The organism is Limnohabitans sp. (assembly GCF_036804465.1).
In the GTDB taxonomy this organism is placed as follows: domain Bacteria; phylum Pseudomonadota; class Gammaproteobacteria; order Burkholderiales; family Burkholderiaceae_C; genus Limnohabitans.
This window is the reverse complement of the sequence record NZ_DAIRSK010000030.1, coordinates 1-19,519: the sequence shown is the minus strand read 5'-3', so window position 1 is coordinate 19,519 and position 19,519 is coordinate 1. Positions and strand designations below refer to the sequence as shown.

Sequence of the window (19,519 nt, the reverse complement as noted above, 5' to 3'; positions counted from 1 at the left end):
AATTAAACAGCTGTTCCAAAGGATAGGCATGATTCGGCACATTTTTATTTTGTTCACTCTGACACTGAGCTGCCTGATAAGTAATCCAGTGTTGGCGCAGCTAGACGATGCCTCTGACCTTGTGTTGTCAATGCAAGAAATAGAACGTTTGCGAAAAATTTTGAATCAGCCAGTTGATCCCAACAGCCTCAATTCCACAAAGTCAGAAAAGTACCGTGAAAGACTCATGGCGTCTCATCTGCTGGGTGACAAAGTCATGACAGGTCAGCTGCTTTATGAATGGCTGGCCTTTGAACCGCTTGGAGATGCGAAATGGAGGTTGGTTGAATGGCTATGGGACCAAGGGCGCAGAGACGAAGCAACGGCAACTATCAATGAACTGATTCAAGAAAGACGTGAGCCAACTCAAAACGTACGCTTGCGTGCACTGGCGGCTTATCTCAATATCCAAGAAAACAATTTGGCCAAGGCAGCCATGCAAGTCGCCCAAGCCGAGGCCACCATTCAATATGAATTCAACCGACTGTCGCGCTCGGGCAGCATGCCTTTTTGGATAGCCAGGGCGGAATTAGAGTTTTTTTTAGCCAAATCTGAGCTTGAATCAGCACAAGGCAAATGGACAAAAGCGATTGACACATCGAAACTGGCTCTGTCCAAAGGCAAAGATTTATTCAGAATGACGAATTTGGTCTCTAACGAAGACCATCGATCTTTTGGACGTCGTGTGGTTTTGATGTCTCAAGGGCAACTCGGGATGCGCCAAACTAACGCAGGCTTGTATGCCGATGCGGAATGGACTTATCGAGACGCGTTCAAAATGGTCAAGCAGTTTGGATTTAATGAAAACCAACTGACTGTTTTGTACGATCGTGTTGCCGATCTCTACAACGCCTCAGGTCAATTTACAGACGCACTTTTATTTGCACAAAAAAGCGAACGGATCTTGGTGGCTCAAAACATTGCCCCCACAACCACCCGCTGGATTCAAACGCAACTGCGCGTCAACACTGCACTAGCGGGAGAGGAAAAATGGCAATTGTTATTAGAAAAAATGGACGCCTTAGATGTTGCGACCCAAGATAAAAACCTCAGCGACATCGCCTCACAGCCAGAGATACGCGCATTAGCGCTCATCAAAATAAAACGGCACACGGATGCCCTGGCCTTACTAGACCCTCACTTCAAACACCAATCCATCCATTTAGGCGCAGATCATTTTTTAAGTACTTTGACACGTGGCTTGATCGCAACCGCGATGTGGCAAAACAACCAAATTGATCCAGCAAGACAAATGTTTGATGAAGTGGTGAAGCAGTTCAATGCACCACAGTCAACCACAGGTGACTTTGCAGAAACCTCAATTCAACGCAAAATCAAGCGATTCATATTGCAAAGTTACATGCAGCTTTTAGCCAAATCGGCCACAACGCAAACCCAAGATGCGCAAGCACTGTTTCAAATTGCTGATCAAATTGGCACATCATCTGTCCAACAGGCTTTGACCGAGGCCGCTGTTCGTGCGGGTGTCAAGGTAACAGGCTTGTCTGACATCATTCGCAAAGAACAAGATGCGCGCAATGAGTTAGCAACTTTAAATTTTTACATCGGCAATCAGCAAAGCTTGCCCGCCGACAAGCGCAACCCCCAAGCGGTGGAGCAAATGCGCGTTCGTAAATTCGAGCTGGAAAAGGCACGAAAAGAATACAAGTCTCAAATTCAACAAAGCTATCCCGAATATTTCCAACTCCTCCAACCCAAATCGCCGAGTCATCGCGAAATTGCCCAGCAGCTCAAAGAAGATGAGTTGTTTATTTCGATACTACCCACAGAGGATCAAACCTATGTATGGGCAATTGATGCAAAGGGCAACCTCCAGTTTCACAATGCCTCTTTGACCGAAAGAGATATGTTGTCCACCGTGACACGCATTCGTCAAACATTGGATGTCGCCGAGTTAGGGCCCCGCGCCCCCAGGTTTGGCTTTGCCGATTCCTATCGAATTTACAAAGAGCTCCTGAGCCCGCTAGAGAAAAGTCTTGCGGGTAAAAGTCATTTGATCATTGCAACGAGTGGGCCTTTGGCTCAACTACCCTTAGCGGTCTTGACCCGGTCTGAAACATCTGCCAACGAAGAAGTCAAAGCGAACTGGCTGATCAAAGACTTCGCCATTAGCCATGTGCCAACTGCAAATGGTTGGTTATCCCTTAAAAAACTAGGTCAGCAACCCTCTAGCACTCAGGCTCTTATGGCGTGGGGAGATCCTATCTTTGATGCAAAAATCAAACCGATAGCACCAGCGTCTCAGAGTACTTCGGTGCGGTCATCCGCCATGCTGAGATCAGTGGACACCACGCTGCGGACGGTATTGGATCCTGATTCGTATGTCACGTATAGCAAACTACCCGCGTTGCCTGAGACGCGGCAAGAGGTTTTGGAACTAGCCAAGATCATGTCTGCAGATCCTGTGCATGACGTCATCTTAGGGGCGAACGCCACCCGCCAATCAGTACTTCAAAGTAACGCTTCAGGTACTTTGGGCATGAAGCAAGTGGTGGTTTTTGCGACACACGGCTTGCTCGCGGGTGACTTGCCCAATCTGAACCAACCAGCACTTGCGATGGCGGCTACGAGCAATCCGAACGAGTCTCCGTTATTGACGCTTGAAGACGTTTTGTCACTCAAGCTCAACGCGGACTGGGTCGTTCTTTCTGCATGTAACACCGCAGGCGCTGATGGAAAAGCAGAGGAGGCACTGAGTGGCTTGGCCCGCGGATTCTTCTTTGCTGGGAGCAGAAGTTTACTGGTCACACATTGGTCGGTGGAGTCTGAAAGTGCTGTGCAACTGACAACGCACACTTTTGCTGCCTATCAGAAGAGCCCCACAGTGCGCCGTGCTGAAGCATTGCGACAAGCGATGCTGGAAACAATGAAAGTGCCCAAGTACGCGCATCCTACTTTTTGGGCGCCTTACGCATTGGTCGGTGAAGGCGGCCGCTAACGCCAGACCTTAAGGCAACACCGAAATCGTGCCACGCATGCCTGCGTCGTAATGGCCGGGCTCAAAGCAAGCAAGGTGCAACACGCCAGCATCGGTGAAGGTCCACACCAGCTCGCCCTTGGCTCCGGCGGCCAGACTCACCGCATTGCTGGCGTGGTGGTGGTGGCCCGAGTTTGGTTTTTTCATTTCTTCGGCATGCGCTTGCAACTGCGCCTCGGTGCCGATGATGAACTCGTGGCGCACTTTTCCAGCATTCACAAGCTCAATGCGGACGGTTTCGCCCGAGGTGGCTTGCCAGTTGGCGGGCGTGAAGCGCATGTCGTCGCTCAAGGTGACCGTCACGGTGCGCGTGATGGTCTCTGCGCTAGCGCTATTGCTGGTGTGCGCATCTTTCTTCGAGGCAGCTGCACCATGTGTGTGACCATGGCCAGCAAACTCAAGGCAAAACCCAAGGGCACGACCCACACACTGCGGTCAGGCGAATCTGGAAAATGTTGCAAGCCGCCGGTGAAAAAGCCCAAGCCAATCGAAGACACAATCCCCACGCCCAACACATAGGCCCAGCTCAAACGCTGGGCATCTTGCAAGCGCATTTCTAGCCACGAACCGAGCAAATAAAAACACACGCCAAAAGCAGCGGTGATGAGCGAGCGCGACTCACTGAACATGCCGTGGTTGACAGCGCCAGCGATGAAGCTGATGCCGCCGTATTTCAGCAAGGTGGCGGTGTGCGTGGTGGCGAAAGACATCAAGCTAATCCTCGTTGGATGATGATTTTTTGCACGTCGCTGGTGCCTTCGTAAATTTGGCACACGCGCACGTCGCGGTAAATACGCTCGACTGGAAAGTCACTCACCACACCATAACCACCCAAGGTTTGAATGGCCACACTGCACACCTGCTCTGCCATTTCGCTGGCAAAGAGTTTGGCCATGGCGGCTTCTTTTAAACACGGCAATCCTGCATCGCGCAAGACAGCGGCGTGGTACATCAGCTGACGGGCGGCTTCGAGCTGTGTGGCGCAGTCGGCCAAGCGAAAGCCTACGGCTTGGTGGTTGAAGATAGCGGTGCCAAAACTCATGCGTTCTTTGCTGTAGTGCAAGGCCGCTTCAAACGCGCTGCGCGCCATGCCAATGCTTTGCGCGGCAATGCCGATGCGACCGCCTTCCAAAGCAGACAGCGCAATTTTGTAGCCCTCACCCTCTGCGCCAATCAAGTTTTCGGCAGGGATGCGGCAGTTGTCAAAGTTGATTTGTGCGGTGTCGCTGCTGTGCTGACCGATCTTGTCTTCGAGTCTCGCCACTTGGTAGCCAGGCGCGCTGGTGGGCACGATGAAGGCACTCATGCCCTTCTTGCCTGCGCCTTTGTCGGTCACGGCGATGACGATGGCCACCTGGCCGTTTTTGCCGCTGGTGATGAACTGCTTGACGCCGTTGATGACGTATTCGTCGCCAGTTTTGGTGGCCGTGGTGCCATCATGGGATGCGGACACCCGCGTTGCGGTTGTCCTGAGGGCCGATGCGTCAGAGCCCACATGCGGCTCGGTCAAGCAAAATGCGCCCAGCATCTGGCCTTGCGCCAATGGGGTGAGCCATTGTTTCTTTTGCGCGTGGTTTGCGTAGCGCATGAGGATGGCGTTGACCGGGCAATTGGTCACGCTGATGGCGGTGCTGGTGCCCCCATCGCCTGCCGCAATTTCTTCTAAAACAATCGACAACGTGGTGTAGTCCAAGCCAGCGCCACCCAAATCTTCGGGCACGCAAATACCATAAGCCCCAAGTGCAGCCAAGCCTTTGTGGACCGCGTGCGGGAAGGTGTGTTCTTTGTCCCATTGGGCGGCATTGGGCCAGAGCTCTTGCTGGGCAAAGTCGCGCACGGCGTCACGAATCATGGTTTGGTCAGAGGTGAGCAACATGGCGCAGCCTTAAATAATTTCTAGGGCCACGGCCGTGCCTTCGCCGCCGCCAATGCACAGGGTGGCCAAGCCTTTTTTCAAGCCGCGTGCTTTGAGCGCATGGATGAGGGTGACCATGATGCGCGCACCCGAGGCACCGATGGGGTGACCCAATGCGCAAGCGCCACCGTTCACGTTGACCTTGTCGTGCGAGATGTTGAGCTCTTTCATCAAGGCCATGGGCACCACAGCAAAGGCTTCGTTGACCTCCCACAGGTCCACGTCTTCTACCTTCCAACCGGCTTTGGCCAAGGCTTTTTGCGTGGCGCCTACGGGAGCAGTGGCAAACCACTCGGGCTCTTGTGCGTGGGTGGCGTGGCTGACGATGCGCGCCAAAGGCGTGCAGCCCAATCGCTTGGCGGTGCTCTCTCGCATCAGCACCATGGCGGCAGCGCCATCGTTGATGGACGAGCTAGAAGCTGCTGTGATGGTGCCGTCCTTTTTGAACGCGGGTTTGAGGGATGTGATTTTGTCGAGCTTAATCTTGCCGGGACCTTCGTCGATCGAGACCACGGTTTCACCCGTGCGGGTTTTGACGGTGACGGAGGTGATTTCGGCGACGAAGGCACCACGCTCGATGGCAGCCTTGGCGCGTTGCACACTGGCAGTGGCAAATGCATCTTGCTCGGCGCGTGTGAAGCTGTACTTGGCCGCGCAGTCTTCCCCAAAAGTGCCCATGCTGCGGCCCGGTTCGTAGGCGTCTTCCAAGCCGTCCAGCATCATATGATCAAAAATTCGGTCGTGGCCAATGCGATAACCGCCACGGCCTTTGAGCATGAGGTAGGGAGCATTCGTCATGCTTTCCATGCCGCCAGCCACCAACACGTCGTGCGTCCCAGCGACCAACATGTCGTGCGCAAACATCGCAGCGCGCATGCCTGAGCCACACATCTTGGACAAGGTGACTGCGCCAGCGCTCTTGGGCAAGCCGCCTTTGAACGCCGCTTGGCGAGCCGGCGCTTGGCCTTGGCCTGCCATCAAGCAGTTGCCAAACAACACTTCGGTCACCACCTCTGGGCTGATACCCGCACGCTCAACCGCAGCATGGATGGCCGCGCCGCCTAGATCGTGCGCGGCCAGACTCGAGAAGTCGCCTTGAAAGCTGCCCATGGGCGTGCGCGCAGCGCTGACGATGACGATGGGATCGGACATGAATTTCTCCAAATAACAAAATGAAAAATGCCACGCCGACCCAACCGGTCACGCGGCGCAAACCAAACCACCACGGGGGTAGCGTTTGAAGGCACTACGGAACACATCTACCACCTCGTTGCCGTGACTCATGCTGACGCCGAGGTCTTTGACCAAGCCATCGTCCAAGCCGTAAATCCAGCCGTGAACGGTCACTTTTTGCCCACGGCCCCATGCGTCTTGCATGACGTTAGACAAAGCGACGTTGCCAACTTGTTCAATCACGTTCATCTCGCACATGACCGCTTCAAGCTCAGCTTGCGGCAAATGGTTCAGACGTTGACGATGACGCAAACGCACGTCTTGCACATGGCGCAACCAGTTGTCCGCCAGGCCCACGCGTGTGCCACGCGTGGCGGCCAACACACCACCGCATCCGTAGTGACCCACCACCATGATGTGCTCGACCTTCAGCGCGTCTACCGCATACTGTATGACCGACAAGGCGTTGAGGTCGGAGTGCGCCACCACGTTGGCCACGTTGCGATGCACAAACACTTCACCGGGGTCAAGACCGGTGATTTGGTTGGCAGGCACGCGGCTGTCGGAGCAACCGATCCACAAATACTTGGGATTTTGCTGGTTGGCCAGACGCGAGAAATAAGCAGGGTTCTCTTGAACCATGCGGGCCGCCCATGCGCGGTTGTTATCAAAGAGGTGTTGAAGTGAATGGTCCATGCGGTGATTGTCGCAGTGCTACAAATGCTTTAACAAGTTTCAGCGAAGAGCTCGCGGCCAATCAACATACGACGGATTTCGCTGGTGCCTGCACCAATTTCATACAGCTTGGCATCACGCCACAAACGGCCCAATGGGTATTCGTTGATGTAGCCGTTGCCACCAAAAATCTGCACGCCTTCGCCTGCCATCCATGTGGCTTTTTCGGCAGTCCACAAAATCACGGAGGCGCAGTCTTTGCGCACTTGGCGCACATGCTCGACGCCTAGCAAATCGAGGTTCTTGGCCACGGTGTAGGCAAAGCTACGGCCGGCTTGGAGCACCGTGTACATGTCAGCCACTTTGCCTTGGATGAGTTGGAACTCGCCAATGCTTTGGCCAAATTGCTTGCGGTCGTGGATGTAAGGCATGACGTTGTCCATCACGGACTGCATGATGCCCAAAGGGCCTCCTGCCAACACAGCACGTTCGTAGTCCAACCCGCTCATCAACACTTTGGCACCCATGTTGAGGCCGCCCAAGATATGACTCTCTGGCACTTCGACGTTGTGAAATACCAGCTCACCCGTATGACTGCCACGCATGCCGAGCTTGTCGAGCTTTTGCGCGACGCTGAAACCCTTCATGCCCTTTTCGATCAAGAAGGCGGTTATGCCGCGTGCACCCGACTCAGGTTCTGTCTTGGCGTAGACCACCAGCGTATCGGCGTCTGGGCCGTTGGTGATCCACATCTTGCTGCCATTGAGCAGGTAGTAGCCGCCACCCGAGGCGCTGGGCTCTTTCCATTCGGCCTTTAACTTCATGCTGATGACATCGGAGCCTGCGCCCGGCTCAGACATGGCGAGGGCGCCCACATGTTCGCCGCTGATGAGTTTGGGCAAGTACTTTTTGCGTTGTGCTTCGGTGCCATTGCGTTTGATTTGGTTGACACACAAGTTGCTGTGCGCGCCGTAGCTCAGGCCCACGCTGGCAGAGGCGCGCGATATTTCTTCCATGGCCACCATATGTGCGAGGTAGCCCATGTTGGCGCCCCCGTCATCTTCACCCACGGTGATGCCCAAGACCCCAAGGTCGCCCATCTTGCGCCACAGGTCCATGGGGAATTGGTCGTCATGGTCGATCTGTGCAGCACGGGGGGCGATCTCAGCTTGCGCGAAATCTCGCACCGCGTCGCGCAGGGCATCGATGTCGTCACCCAATTGAAAGTTCAGGCCGGGTAAGTTGTTCAATTTTTTCTCCAGTGGGTCAGTAGGTTTTGTTCACGGTGGCTAGGGTTTGCTGCATCAAAGCGCAAGGGGACTCACCGCCGTTGTCGTCCAAGTGCACCACTTCGGCGGTGGTGATGATGAGACGTTTGCCAGCGCGCACCACATGACCGCGGGCGCGTAACTCGCCGCCTTGGAAGGCTGCAAGGAAGTTGATCTTGTATTCCACGGTGGTCACCTCTTGGTCATGGGCCGCCATGGTGAGTCCGGCATAGCCCGCTGCGATGTCAGCCAACGCGCCCATGGCACCCCCGTGATAGCCGCCTTGTTGCTGGGTCACCCGCTCGGAGTAGGGCAAGGCAATTTCAACCTCACCCGGCGCAACCGACACGATGCGCGCACCAAGGTGCTGCATCATGCCTTGGCGCACAAAGCTGGCTTCGATGCGGGCGTGTAGTTCTGGGTGTGCAGATGCGGCAGGTGTCATGCTTTGCTCGCTTTCGCAGTCTTGACCAATTTCGCCAGTTTGTCATCTTGCTTGGCCAACAAAGCACGGGCCTCTTTTTCATGCGCTTTGACTTCGTCGAGGTTGGCCAATATTTCCGTCATTTGCGCTTCAAGATCACGCTTGTGGGCGTTGAGCACGATCAAAAATTTTTGCAGCTGAGGTCCTGTGTCGCGCGGACTGTCGTACATGTCGATCAAATCTTTGGCCTCGGTCAGGGACAGACCCAACCGTTTGGCTCGTAAAGTGAGTTTGAGGCGTGTGCGATCGCGGTGGCTGTACACCCGGTTACGCCCGCCGGGGCCAGAGCGCTCAGGCTGCAACAGGCCCATGTCTTCGTAAAAACGGATGGCGCGTGTGGTGAGGTCAAATTCACGCGCTAAGTCGCTGATGGAATACGTGGTCGCCATGGTTGCCTTGTTTACGTTTACGTAAACGTCAATTATGACGTGAAATCTCCAAAAATTGCCTCAAGACCATGGCGGTAAGGGTTCATCCTTAAGAATGCGGCGACGTTGCGCATAGTCGGGCATGACGCTTTGCACGGTTTCCCAAAAGCGTGGGCTGTGGTCCATGACGCGTAAATGGCTGAGTTCGTGGGCCACCACGTAGTCGATCACATCGGGCTTGTGGTGCACCAATCGCCAATTGAGGCGAATGGCCCCATCGGCACTGGCGCTCCCCCAGCGTGTGGCTGCGCTGCTGAGCGAGACACGTTGCCACTGCACGCCGAGCTGCGGTGCAAAGTGGTTGAGGCGCTCAACAAACAGCGCTTTGGCTTGGCGCATGAGCCAGGCTTGGACGGCGTCGCGGATTTGTGGTGGCTCGGCGTTCAGCGGCAGGCCTAGGCGCAAGGTGTGGCGCAAGGGCGGCAGGTCTTTCGCCGACACCTCATCAGGGGGTGGAGGTGGTGCAACTTCAAACTGCGCGCTGTTTTTTTTGAGAGCCGTGGATGAGTCAAGTACCACTTGTAACTGGTCGCCCAAATAGGGCAGGACCACACCATCGGCCCAGACGATACGGGCTGCGCCCAGTTGCTGTTGGCGCTCTTGCATCTCCACCAATTTGCGGGCAATCCAGTCAGATTTTTCTCGCAAAGCTGACTCCACCTCGCCCACCGTGACCCAGCGCGGCGCACTGACTTCTAAGCCGTCGGGGCCAACGGCCATGCCGATGGTGCGCCGTTTGGCACGCCTAAAGGCGTAGGCCACATCGGTATTGCCCAGCTGAATGCGGCGGGTGGCGCGGGGGTGTGCGTAATGCGCTTTGGGCAGCACTTGGCCCAAATGTTCAGAGGGTTGATGCGGGCCATGCAGTGCGCGAGGTTTGGGCCGAGGCAGTGGTTTGGCGGCTGGCGCGCCGTCGAACATGTCGAGCACGAGTTGCAAAAAGCGGCTCATGCGGCTGGGCTCAGCGTTGGCCGAGGTAGGCCTCGGGGTCGAGGCGGTGCATCTCGGCTTCGATCCAAGCCTCCACCTCTGCCATCAGCTCGTCGGCATCGCGGCCCGCACTGGGTATGGGCTTGCCGATTGACACATCGACCACGCCTGGGTGCTTGATGAAGGCTTTGCGCGGCCAACATTTGGCCGAAGTCACTGCCACGGGAATGACGGGTGCGCCCGTGGCAATGGCCAGACGTGTGCCGCCGCTTTTGTAAGTGCCGCGCTCGCCGCGGGGAATGCGAGTGCCTTCTGGAAACATGATGACCCAAACACCGCGGTCTAACAAGGCTTTGCCCTGCTCCACCACTTTGGCAAACGCTTTGGCGCGTTGGCTTCGGTCGATGTGAATCATGTTCAAGCTACCGATGGACCAACCAAAGAACGGCACATAGAGCAGCTCTTTTTTGAAGACATAGGCCAAGGGATGCGGCATGATGACAGGCATCAAAAACGTCTCGTAGGTAGATTGGTGTTTGACCAACAAAATGGCGGGGCTGGTCTCACCTAAGGGCAAGTTGTCGTGACCTTGAACTTGATAACGTATGCCCATGATGAGGCGGGCAGAATTCACACTGAGTGTGAGCCACTTTTGCGCAATGGCGTAGCGGGTCTCGCCATGGGCGCCAATCCAGCGGGCAAGCAAGATGAGCAGGGTGTACGGAATGACGGTGACAAACATGAACACCATGTGGAGCGCAGAGCGAAGCAGTGCCATCACGCCACACCACCTGCTTTGGTTTTAGCGGCAGCATCGGACATGGCCAGCAGCCACTCCGCAAATTCGCTTAAGTCGGTGTGCGCCATGGTGCCTTTAGGAAAGTCAACGGGAAGTGGTTGACCTAACACTTTTTCGCCTTTGCCCGTGTGCACCAAGTGAGTGACGCAACCCACCGCAGCGCCGGCCTGCAAGTCTCGCAACGAGTCGCCCACGGTGTGCACGCCTTTGAGGTCCATGCCGTAGCGCTCGCCAATTTGCTCGAACAATCCGGGCAAGGGCTTGCGACAGTTGCAGGTTTCTTCAGGGCTGTGCGGGCAATAAAACACGGCGTCAATGCGGCCACCGGCGGCAGCTAAGAGCTTATGCATTTTGGTGTGCATGGCGTTTAAGGCGGCCACATCAAACAACCCACGGCCCAAGCCCGATTGGTTAGACGCCACCACCACGCGCCAACCGGCGTGGTTCAAGCGCGCAATCGCTTCAAGTGCGCCGGGTAGCGCGATCCATTCATCAGCTGACTTGACGTAGTCGTCACTGTCTTGGTTGATGGTGCCGTCGCGGTCAAGGATGACGAGTTTGGTGTGCATGGTGGCTAGGTTTTGGCTTTAAGAAGCAAGGGCGGACAAATCGGCCACACGGTTCATGGCGAGGTGCAAGCACTTGAGCAGGCCTTGGCGGTTGAGACGCAAGTCCATCTCTTCAGCATTGACCATGACGTCATCAAAGAACGCATCGACCGGAGATCGAAGGGCGGCCAAAGTTTGCAGTGATGCGGTGTAGTCACCCGCATTGAACTGCGCCTCGGACTCGGGCAACAGCTTTTGCATGACGGCATAAAGTGCTTGCTCAGCATCTTCTTTGAACAGGGCTGTATTGACATGCGCATCGACCTCACCTGCTTTTTTGAGCACGTTACCAATGCGCTTGTTGGCGGCTGCCAAGGCGGGGCTCTCCGGCAAGGCAGCAAAAGTGCGCACGGCCGTGAGACGCTTGCCCACATCGCGCAAGCGTTGTGGACGCAAGGCCAACACAGCCTCGACTTCTTGGGCCGAGTAGCCTTGTTCGCGCAGTCCACCCGAAAGACGGTCGTAGATGAACGAGGTCAACACAGCAGCAGGGTCGTCGATTTTGTCGCCAAAGGCGGGGATGGCTTGTGCAATCAAAGCATCCAAGTCCACGTCCAAATCAGCTTCGCTCAGCATGCGAACCACACCCAAAGCGTGACGGCGTAACGCGAACGGGTCTTTGTCGCCTGTCGGCAAGTTGCCAATACCAAACATACCGACCAAGGTTTCGAGCTTGTCTGCCAAGGCCACGATCAGGCCCAGCCTGTTGCGTGGCAATGCGTCGCCAGCAAAGCGGGGTTTGTAGTGGTCTTCGATGGCTAGCGCCACATCCTCTCCCAAGCCATCGTGACGCGCATAGTAGCCCCCCATGATGCCTTGCAGTTCAGGAAATTCGCCCACCATGTCGGTCAGCAAATCGGTTTTGGCCAGTTGGGCTACGGTGTCGACAGCTTGCAAAAAACCGTCGTTTTTGGATTGAGGCAACAGTGCCGCAATGCCTTTGGCAATGGCGCGCACGCGGTCGGTGCGCTCACCTTGTGTGCCGAGTTTGTTGTGATAGACGACCTTGGCCAAACCTTGCACGCGCGAGGCGAGCGTCTTTTTGCGGTCTTGGTCAAAGAAGAATTTGGCATCTGCCAAACGTGGGCGAACGACGCGCTCGTTGCCACCAATGACTGCCGATGCGTCATCGGGTGTGATGTTGCTGACCACCAAAAACTGGTGGGTCAACTTGCCCGCAGTGTCGAGTAATGGAAAATATTTTTGGTTGGCCTTCATCGTGAGAATCAGACACTCTTGGGGCACGTCGAGGAATTGTTTTTCAAACGCACAGACCAACACGTTGGGGCGCTCAACCAAGGCAGTGACTTCTTGAACCAATGCATTGTCGAGCAACACTTGATCCATGTCTGCCTCGCTGTGCGCCTGCATGCCGCGCTCCACTTCAAGTACCGCATGGCATTGTTTGGCTTTTGCGCGCAGTTGTCGAATCATTTCACGACTTCGGTCCTCATAGCTGGCAATGACTGCGCCTTCGTTGGCGAGTGTGTCAGCATACGCATCAGCGGTGGCAATGACCACGGGCGACACCTTGGCTTCAAAGCGGTGGCCTTGTGTGCAGTTGCCAGCCGTCAGGCCCAGTGCTTTGACAGGCACAACGGTGCTGCCGTGCAAAGCCACCAAGCTATGCGCTGGGCGCACAAAGTTGACACTGCTCCAGCCTGGCAATTCACAGTCAGTTTCAAGCTGGTAGCTCATCACTTTTGGGATGGGTAATTTGGCAATGGCTTCGTTCAAGGCTTTTTGTAAGCCATCGACCAAGTTCGCGCCTTTGACAATGCTGTCGTAGTACAAGGCCTCGGCTTTGCCATCGGGTGCGCGTTTGAGATGCGCCAACACCTCTGGACCGACACCCAAAGCTTGCAACTTTTTCAACAAGGCTGCTGTGGCTTGGCCATTGGCATCCAAGCCCACCGAGACGGGCATGAGTTTTTGCTGCACTGCTTTGTCAGCAGCGAGCGTAGACACCGCTGTGATGTGAGCCGCCAAACGGCGTGGCGACGCAAAGGCGGTCACAGCCGAATGGGCATCGGTCAAGCCTTGTGCTTTGAGTTGTTCAAAAAGAACGCAGGAGAAAGCACGCCCAAGTTGTTGCAAGGCTTTGGGGGGGAGCTCTTCGACGAAGAGTTCAATGAGTAGGTTTTGAGTGGTCATGTTTGAATTTCCTACGCTCACGCGCTCTTCTTCGGCATTTGCGCCACCCACTCACGCGGAGCCATTGGAAAGCCCAAGCGCTCACGGCTCTCAAAATAGCTTTGCGCAACAGCACGTGCCAAGTTGCGGATACGCCCAATGAAGGCCGCACGCTCGGTCACACTGATAGCGCCACGCGCGTCCAACATGTTGAAGGTGTGTGCGGCTTTGAGCACTTGTTCGTAGGCGGGTAATGCGAGTTGAACGCCGATCAAATGCTGCGCTTGTTTTTCGTGCGCGCCAAAGGCGGTGAACAAAAACTCAGCGTCGCTGTGCTCGAAGTTGTAGGTGGATTGCTCAACTTCGTTTTGTTTGTAGACATCGCCGTAGGTGAGTCCTTCAGTCCATTGCAGGTTGTAGACGTTGTCCACGCCTTGCAAGTACATGGCCAAGCGCTCCAGACCATAGGTAATTTCGCCGGTGATGGGTTTGCAGTCAATGCCGCCGACTTGTTGGAAGTAGGTGAACTGTGTGACCTCCATACCGTTTAACCAAACTTCCCAGCCCAAGCCCCAGGCGCCCAAGGTCGGATTTTCCCAATCGTCCTCTACAAAGCGGATGTCGTTTTTTTTGAGGTCAAAGCCGAGTGCTTCGAGTGATCCCAGGTACAGCTCCAAGATGTTGCTGGGGGCAGGTTTTAACACCACTTGGTATTGGTAGTAATGCTGCAAGCGATTGGGATTTTCGCCGTAGCGTCCGTCTTTGGGGCGGCGACTGGGTTGCACGTAAGCGGCCTTCCAGGGCTCTGGTCCTAATGCGCGCAGGAATGTCGCGGTGTGTGAGGTGCCTGCACCGACCTCCATGTCAATGGGTTGCAACAAGGCGCAGCCTTGCTCGGCCCAATAAGACTGGAGTTTGAGAATAATTTGTTGAAAAGTCAGCATGCAAAGTGGCCAGCAAGCGCTGGCAAATTAAGCTGCGGGTCAAGATGCCCGCAATCTGAAGATTTTACGGGCCGAAACGCCTCAGTCCGTGCCTAGATGCGTGAGCCATGCCAGCCACGACCAGCAAAATCAACAATGCAAATAGAACCAGAGGCCACAGCCCAAATACAGATACCCATTGCGCATATGGCGTGGTGGGGCCGTGCATGCCATAGACTTCGGCCGTGAGTGCGCCCTGCACTGCGCTTGGCAGGCGATGTGTGACTCGTCCTTGTGCATCGATGATGGCGGTGGCACCCGTGTTGGTGGCGCGCAGCATGGGACGGCCCAGCTCAAGCGCACGCATGCGCGAGATCAGCAAATGCTGCTCGATGGCCACTGTGTCCCCAAACCACGCGATGTTGCTGAGGTTGACCATCAGGGTAGGGGCCGTGTTGGGATTGACAAAGTTGCGCGCCAATTCTTCGCCAAACAGATCTTCATAGCAAATATTGGGGGCAATACGCTCGCCCCTGAATACCAAACTTGGTTGGGCCACATCGCCCCGCGTGAATTCCCCCAAGGGAATGTGCATCATGCGTACAAACCACTGGAACAGTGGCGGAACAAATTCTCCAAACGGCACCAGATGGTGCTTGTCATATTGGTAGCTCGCAGTGTCTGCGGGTGAGGTTTGTGGCAACAGCGCAATGACTGAATTGCTGTATTTCAGTTGTCCTTGTTCGCTTTTCATGGCCAGTGGCAGGCCGATCAGTGCGGCTTGGGGGCCTTTGCTAAAGTGCGCTAGGAGTGGTTGCCAGTAATGCTCTGGCATTTGTTGCTGAATCAACGGGATTGCGGTTTCGGGTGTAACGGTGAGGTCACTGGCACTCGATAACAATGCTTCGCGGTAGTCTCGCAAGGCGCGGTTGATTCCCTCACCAAACTTCATGTCTTGGGGGATGTTGCCTTGCAACAAAGTCACACGCAAAGGGGTTTCTGAGCGATGCACCACCTTGTCTACACGACTGGGAGAGTTGACCCATGTGTAGCCCAAAGCTGCAACAAAGACGGACATGCCCGCTATTGCCAATCTCGAACTGGTCCGTCGTCCCCTGCGCTCTGCTGCAAAAGCCATGGCGATGAATGCAGACAGTGCACACAAACCATAAACGCCTATCCATGGCGCCCAATGCTGCAGCGCGCTTTCCACATGGGCATACCCCACTGCCCCCCACGGAAAGCCTGTCCAAATTGTGCCTCGGACAATTTCAGCCAGCAACCAAGTTGCAGCAAATGCGCTCGCGCGCGGCAAGACGGCCACCCCAGTTTTGCATACCTTGTAAAAAACCACGCATGCTGCGCCGTAAAAAATTGCTAAACCCGATGCCAACAAAAAAACTGCCATGGCAGCGATAGGCGCTGGTAAACCGCCGTATTTGTTCATAGAGATGAACAACCACCAAATACTGCCTATGAGCCAAGCCAATGAGAAAATCCAGCCGCAAAGAAAAGCTTGTTTGCTTGATTCACTGCGATCCAAGGTGCCCGCAAGCACCATCAAACTTAAACACTGCAACCAGCCTTGCGGTACACCATAAAAAGCGCCATCCAATGGCCAGGCCAGTGATATTGCCTGCGCCAATCCGGACACCAGCAACAGCGCCGTTACCCGCCATGTCAATGGCCACCTGTGGTCCGCGCGGTTGCTGTCACGCATAGGGTTATGGTTGCGCTTTTTCTATGGGCGCGGGGTAGACCTTGAACCACTTCACAGCACCACCACGCGTGTGGAGGACTTCAAATCGTAGTTTGTTAATTTCAAAGTGTTCACCACGTCGCGGCACATGGCCCATGGCATGGGCGATGAAACCGCCAATGGTGTCGAAATTTGTATCCTCGGATTGCTCTGCCGCGGTCACCTCTAAATGTGTGCCAAACGCTTCCCCAACCCGCTCGAGCGAGGCATCGCCGCTGACACGGTAGGTTTGATCGGCGAGTGCAAAAATATCGCCGACATCTTCTTGGCTGTCGAATTCATCCTCGATGTCGCCAACGATTTGCTCCAACACGTCTTCAATCGTGATGAGGCCAGCGATTCGACCAAACTCATCGACCACCAAGGCCATGTGGTTGCGTGTGTTGCGAAATTCCCTCAGCAAATCATTCAAACCTTTGCTCTCAGGCACAAAAACCGGAGGCCGCAAAAGGGTTCGAATGTTGAGCGAAGGTGCTCTTTGCAGCTTCAGCAAATCTTTAGCTAACAAAATGCCCACTAAGTTATCGCGCTCACCCTCAAATACAGGAAATCGCGAGTGCCCCGTATCGATGACTTGATGCAAACTTGTCTCAACGGGTGCATCTAAATTGATCAGGTCCATGCGTGGCGCCGCCACCATCACTTCACCTGCTGTGAGATCGGCCATGCGCAGAACACCTTCTAACATCAGGCGACTTTCTGCCCCGATGACTTGGTTGTCTTCTGCGTCGGAGAGCGCATCTAGCAACTCTTCTCGCGAATCAGGGCCAGGGTGTATGAACTCAACCAACCGCTGCCAGTAGCTGCGCGTGTCTTGTTTATCGTTATCTCGTATATGCGGGGGTATCACAGTGTTGCGGCAGGTGCCGCGAGAGTCTTACAAGCCTTAAGCATAGCCCATACGCAAGGCGATTGCGTTATTCGGCAGCCTGATGTCGGGCATTGCGTACGCCTGTTCGTATTTCTTGGACTTGGGCCAAGAAGCTCCAGAAGCGTTTGGCATCCTCTTTGATGCTGTAGTTGGTTTTTGCGTACTGATCTGCGACAAATTCTGAGATTCGGCTGTCTAAGTTACGTTCTGATAAGCTCAAAAATGCCTCTGTTTCGCAGCCATCTCGTTCAATCTTGGCCCCGCATTTCCGTGCAATGCTGATCATGGGCGCGTTTTCGCTCAAGGCATGGATGTACATCTGGTAGACCTTTTCATTGCGCGCGTGAATGACGGCACGTTGAAATAGTTTTGCGCCATAACCGCGTCCTCGTGCGTGAGCAGTCACTGACACGCCGAACTCTGCGCTGTAGGCCTGCCCTTCTTCCTTCATCAGTGCCAAATGCGCCATTGCAATGATTTGAAGGTCAGCATTGAAGACGCCATAAATCTCATCGCGATCGAAATTCAACCCTGCTACATATTGTTCAATCTGACTGTCGTTGGTTGTGTATCCAAAGCGTAAATATCGATCGCGTGGAGACAATTCATACAAATGCTGCAAAATTTGTGAGCGATGTTCAGGACCCAAGTGCGAAATAGGAATGAATGCGCCTTGTGCTTTGTCCAACAACTCCTGCGAAACACCTGTGAAGCGCAGCATGTTTTTGCTGCCTCTCAGTGTTTTTTTTGGAGTGAGTTCATTGATAAGTGACATGGGCTCACTTTAAGGGTTTTCCCTTGCTTTCGATGTTTCCAGATGGGGATTAGGTGGCGCCCTCTAAATCTGATGTTTGGTTGTGTAACTTGAGGAACACCCATGGATTTGCTTTCAGCCCAAGAGCACCAGTAACTGATAAGGTATGTATCTTTGTAAAGATCTCTATTGACTATTCATGCACAAACTTCCTGATGGCGTTACTTTTATTGAGCGCGGATGGCTCTCTTCTAACAATGTACTCATCCAAGACACCGACCAAGCTGTGCTTGTGGATACAGGTTATTGGACACATGCCCATCAAACTGCTTCCTTGGTTGCATCCGCTCTCAATGACCGGCCTTTGACGGCAATCATCAATACCCATTTGCACAGTGATCACTGCGGAGGCAATGCGCATTTACAAGATATCTACCCGCTCATCCGCACTTTTATTCCTCCTGGTCATTCTGCGTATGTTGATGCCTGGGATGCTGAGGCACTCACTTACGTCCCTACTGGTCAATTTTGTCCAATTTTTTGTAAGACAGATTTGATTTCAAATGGTGATTCATTTTCTGTTGGCCATGCAACATGGCATGCGTACAGCACCCCGGGTCATGATCCCAACGCTATTGTTTTATTCCAAGAAAGGGATGGCGTCCTTATTTCAGCTGATTCACTTTGGGAAAATGGTTTCGGTGTTGTTTTCCCAGAAATCGAAGGTACGAATGCTTTTGATGAGGTTGATGAAACCTTAAAAATCATTGAACAACTCAATCCCCGAATCGTTTTACCGGGTCACGGTTCTGCATTTACGGATGTTGCAGCTGCAATTTCAAGAGCAAAGTCGCGGTTGCGCCAATTCAGAGAAAACCCTGAAAAACACGCCTTGTATGCTGCCAAAGTTTTATTGAAATTTAAACTTCTTGAATTGCAAAAGGTCAAACTAATTGACTTGATTGCTTGGGCCAATTCAGTGCGCTATCTAAAGCTCCTACAAAAGAGTTATCCGATGAACAGTGATTTTGATGCGTGGATTTTTAATCTATGTAGAAGTTTAGAAACAAGTGGCGCATGCGAAATAGACGAGCCATTCATCGTCAATAGCAATTAAGCAACCCCAAAAAACAAAACCCCCCACTCAAAAGAGTGGGGGGTTTCGAGGCTGTAATAGCCTGACAATGTCCTACTTTCACACGGGAACCCGCACTATCATCGGCGCTAAGTCGTTTCACGGTCCTGTTCGAGATGGGAAGGAGTGGTACCAACTTGCTATGGTCATCAGGCATAACTTGTTGTCACCTTGAATTTAATCAAGGCAACGAATTCATAGAGAGATATCAGATTTATTTTGAATGCGTCACTTGGCATAACTTCCTTGATCACAACGAACCCGTTAAGGTCCAGATCAAAGTTATAGGGTCAAGTCGCACGAGCAATTAGTATCAGTTAGCTTAACGTATTACTACGCTTCCACACCTGACCTATCAACGTCCTGGTCTTGAACGACTCTTTAGGGGGCTCAAGGCCCCGGCAGATCTCATCTTGAAACGAGTTTCCCGCTTAGATGCTTTCAGCGGTTATCTCTTCCACACATAGCTACTCGGCAATGCCACTGGCGTGACAACCGATACACCAGAGGTGTGTCCACTCCGGTCCTCTCGTACTAGGAGCAGGCTTCCTCAAATCTGCAGCGCCCACGGAAGATAGGGACCAAACTGTCTCACGACGTTTTAAACCCAGCTCACGTACCTCTTTA

18 protein-coding genes and 2 rRNA genes are annotated in these 19,519 nt (G+C 54.0%); 2 read left to right on the top strand and 18 right to left on the bottom strand.

Annotated features, from left to right (window positions below; all coding sequences use genetic code 11):
- Positions 1 to 91: 91 nt before the first annotated feature.
- Positions 92 to 2,998 carry a CHAT domain-containing protein gene (locus V7Q41_RS13055; RefSeq protein ID WP_333846383.1) on the top strand — a complete coding sequence of 969 codons (2,907 nt, stop codon included), beginning with the start codon at positions 92 to 94 and terminating at the stop codon, positions 2,996 to 2,998.
- A gap of 9 nt (positions 2,999 to 3,007) precedes the next feature.
- On the opposite strand, the gene V7Q41_RS13050 is transcribed toward V7Q41_RS13055, so the two are convergent.
- From V7Q41_RS13050 to V7Q41_RS12975, 16 genes are all read right to left on the bottom strand, one after another.
- Positions 3,008 to 3,328, bottom strand: a complete 321-nt coding sequence (locus V7Q41_RS13050) for a plastocyanin/azurin family copper-binding protein (protein ID WP_333846382.1) — start codon at positions 3,326 to 3,328, stop codon at positions 3,008 to 3,010.
- A gap of 8 nt (positions 3,329 to 3,336) precedes the next feature.
- Positions 3,337 to 3,747 carry a hypothetical protein gene (locus V7Q41_RS13045; protein WP_333846380.1) on the bottom strand — a complete coding sequence of 137 codons (411 nt, stop codon included), beginning with the start codon at positions 3,745 to 3,747 and terminating at the stop codon, positions 3,337 to 3,339.
- Positions 3,747 to 4,913: an acyl-CoA dehydrogenase family protein gene (locus V7Q41_RS13040; RefSeq protein WP_333846379.1), complete on the bottom strand. Its 1,167-nt coding sequence runs from the start codon at positions 4,911 to 4,913 to the stop codon at positions 3,747 to 3,749. The genes V7Q41_RS13045 and V7Q41_RS13040 overlap by 1 nt, the downstream gene beginning before the upstream one ends.
- Positions 4,914 to 4,922: 9 nt before the next feature.
- Positions 4,923 to 6,104, bottom strand: a complete 1,182-nt coding sequence (locus V7Q41_RS13035; protein WP_333846378.1) for an acetyl-CoA C-acyltransferase — start codon at positions 6,102 to 6,104, stop codon at positions 4,923 to 4,925.
- 48 nt (positions 6,105 to 6,152) lie between these two features.
- Complete coding sequence (gene can, locus V7Q41_RS13030; RefSeq protein ID WP_333846376.1) at positions 6,153 to 6,821, bottom strand: carbonate dehydratase; 669 nt, start codon at positions 6,819 to 6,821, stop codon at positions 6,153 to 6,155.
- 29 nt (positions 6,822 to 6,850) lie between these two features.
- Positions 6,851 to 8,050, bottom strand: coding sequence for an isovaleryl-CoA dehydrogenase (locus V7Q41_RS13025; protein WP_333846375.1), 1,200 nt, complete (start codon positions 8,048 to 8,050; stop codon positions 6,851 to 6,853).
- 16 nt (positions 8,051 to 8,066) lie between these two features.
- A complete protein-coding gene (locus V7Q41_RS13020; protein ID WP_333846374.1) occupies positions 8,067 to 8,513 on the bottom strand; it encodes a PaaI family thioesterase in 447 nt (148 codons plus the stop codon).
- Positions 8,510 to 8,941, bottom strand: a complete 432-nt coding sequence (locus V7Q41_RS13015) for a MerR family transcriptional regulator (RefSeq protein ID WP_333846373.1) — start codon at positions 8,939 to 8,941, stop codon at positions 8,510 to 8,512. Before V7Q41_RS13015 ends, V7Q41_RS13020 begins: the two co-directional genes overlap by 4 nt.
- Positions 8,942 to 9,001: 60 nt before the next feature.
- Entirely contained in the window at positions 9,002 to 9,931 is a 930-nt protein-coding gene (locus tag V7Q41_RS13010) for a M48 family metallopeptidase (protein ID WP_333846371.1), read from the bottom strand.
- A gap of 10 nt (positions 9,932 to 9,941) precedes the next feature.
- Positions 9,942 to 10,688: a lysophospholipid acyltransferase family protein gene (locus V7Q41_RS13005; RefSeq protein ID WP_333846370.1), complete on the bottom strand. Its 747-nt coding sequence runs from the start codon at positions 10,686 to 10,688 to the stop codon at positions 9,942 to 9,944.
- Positions 10,688 to 11,278 (bottom strand): D-glycero-beta-D-manno-heptose 1,7-bisphosphate 7-phosphatase, encoded by a 591-nt coding sequence (gmhB, locus tag V7Q41_RS13000; protein ID WP_333846369.1) that lies wholly within the window; start codon positions 11,276 to 11,278, stop codon positions 10,688 to 10,690. The genes V7Q41_RS13005 and gmhB overlap by 1 nt, the downstream gene beginning before the upstream one ends.
- A gap of 18 nt (positions 11,279 to 11,296) precedes the next feature.
- A complete protein-coding gene (glyS, locus tag V7Q41_RS12995; RefSeq protein ID WP_333846368.1) occupies positions 11,297 to 13,471 on the bottom strand; it encodes a glycine--tRNA ligase subunit beta in 2,175 nt (724 codons plus the stop codon).
- 17 nt (positions 13,472 to 13,488) lie between these two features.
- Positions 13,489 to 14,394, bottom strand: a complete 906-nt coding sequence (gene glyQ, locus V7Q41_RS12990) for a glycine--tRNA ligase subunit alpha (RefSeq protein ID WP_333846367.1) — start codon at positions 14,392 to 14,394, stop codon at positions 13,489 to 13,491.
- 64 nt (positions 14,395 to 14,458) lie between these two features.
- Positions 14,459 to 16,093: an apolipoprotein N-acyltransferase gene (gene lnt / locus V7Q41_RS12985; protein WP_333846366.1), complete on the bottom strand. Its 1,635-nt coding sequence runs from the start codon at positions 16,091 to 16,093 to the stop codon at positions 14,459 to 14,461.
- Between the two features lie 4 nt (positions 16,094 to 16,097).
- The gene (locus V7Q41_RS12980) at positions 16,098 to 16,982 is read right to left on the bottom strand and encodes an HlyC/CorC family transporter (RefSeq protein WP_333846365.1); all 885 of its coding nucleotides are present in this window, start codon (positions 16,980 to 16,982) and stop codon (positions 16,098 to 16,100) included.
- A 67-nt stretch (positions 16,983 to 17,049) separates the two neighbouring features.
- A complete protein-coding gene (locus tag V7Q41_RS12975; protein WP_333846363.1) occupies positions 17,050 to 17,778 on the bottom strand; it encodes a GNAT family N-acetyltransferase in 729 nt (242 codons plus the stop codon).
- A 178-nt stretch (positions 17,779 to 17,956) separates the two neighbouring features.
- Here V7Q41_RS12975 and V7Q41_RS12970 point away from each other — a divergent pair, with 178 nt between their 5' ends.
- Positions 17,957 to 18,874, top strand: coding sequence for an MBL fold metallo-hydrolase (locus V7Q41_RS12970; protein WP_333846361.1), 918 nt, complete (start codon positions 17,957 to 17,959; stop codon positions 18,872 to 18,874).
- Positions 18,875 to 18,933: 59 nt separating this feature from the next.
- Here V7Q41_RS12970 and rrf read toward each other — a convergent pair.
- Both rrf and V7Q41_RS12960 read right to left on the bottom strand, forming a co-directional pair.
- Positions 18,934 to 19,046, bottom strand: a 5S ribosomal RNA gene (rrf, locus tag V7Q41_RS12965).
- Positions 19,047 to 19,178: 132 nt separating this feature from the next.
- A 23S ribosomal RNA gene (locus tag V7Q41_RS12960) occupies positions 19,179 to 19,519 on the bottom strand; the annotation flags it as partial.

What these genes read in the sequence shown, in the direction of transcription:
- V7Q41_RS13045 (WP_333846380.1), bottom strand. Translation starts at nt 3,747, where the DNA reads ATGTCTTTCGCCACCACGCACACCGCCACCTTGCTGAAATACGGCGGC.
- V7Q41_RS13040 (WP_333846379.1), bottom strand. Translation starts at nt 4,913, where the DNA reads ATGTTGCTCACCTCTGACCAAACCATGATTCGTGACGCCGTGCGCGAC.
- V7Q41_RS13035 (WP_333846378.1), bottom strand. Translation starts at nt 6,104, where the DNA reads ATGTCCGATCCCATCGTCATCGTCAGCGCTGCGCGCACGCCCATGGGC.
- can (WP_333846376.1), bottom strand. Translation starts at nt 6,821, where the DNA reads ATGGACCATTCACTTCAACACCTCTTTGATAACAACCGCGCATGGGCG.
- V7Q41_RS13020 (WP_333846374.1), bottom strand. Translation starts at nt 8,513, where the DNA reads ATGACACCTGCCGCATCTGCACACCCAGAACTACACGCCCGCATCGAA.
- V7Q41_RS13015 (WP_333846373.1), bottom strand. Translation starts at nt 8,941, where the DNA reads ATGGCGACCACGTATTCCATCAGCGACTTAGCGCGTGAATTTGACCTC.
- V7Q41_RS13010 (WP_333846371.1), bottom strand. Translation starts at nt 9,931, where the DNA reads ATGAGCCGCTTTTTGCAACTCGTGCTCGACATGTTCGACGGCGCGCCA.
- V7Q41_RS13005 (WP_333846370.1), bottom strand. Translation starts at nt 10,688, where the DNA reads ATGGCACTGCTTCGCTCTGCGCTCCACATGGTGTTCATGTTTGTCACC.
- gmhB (WP_333846369.1), bottom strand. Translation starts at nt 11,278, where the DNA reads ATGCACACCAAACTCGTCATCCTTGACCGCGACGGCACCATCAACCAA.
- glyS (WP_333846368.1), bottom strand. Translation starts at nt 13,471, where the DNA reads ATGACCACTCAAAACCTACTCATTGAACTCTTCGTCGAAGAGCTCCCC.
- glyQ (WP_333846367.1), bottom strand. Translation starts at nt 14,394, where the DNA reads ATGCTGACTTTTCAACAAATTATTCTCAAACTCCAGTCTTATTGGGCC.
- lnt (WP_333846366.1), bottom strand. Translation starts at nt 16,093, where the DNA reads ATGCGTGACAGCAACCGCGCGGACCACAGGTGGCCATTGACATGGCGG.
- V7Q41_RS12975 (WP_333846363.1), bottom strand. Translation starts at nt 17,778, where the DNA reads ATGTCACTTATCAATGAACTCACTCCAAAAAAAACACTGAGAGGCAGC.
- V7Q41_RS12970 (WP_333846361.1), top strand. Translation starts at nt 17,957, where the DNA reads ATGCACAAACTTCCTGATGGCGTTACTTTTATTGAGCGCGGATGGCTC.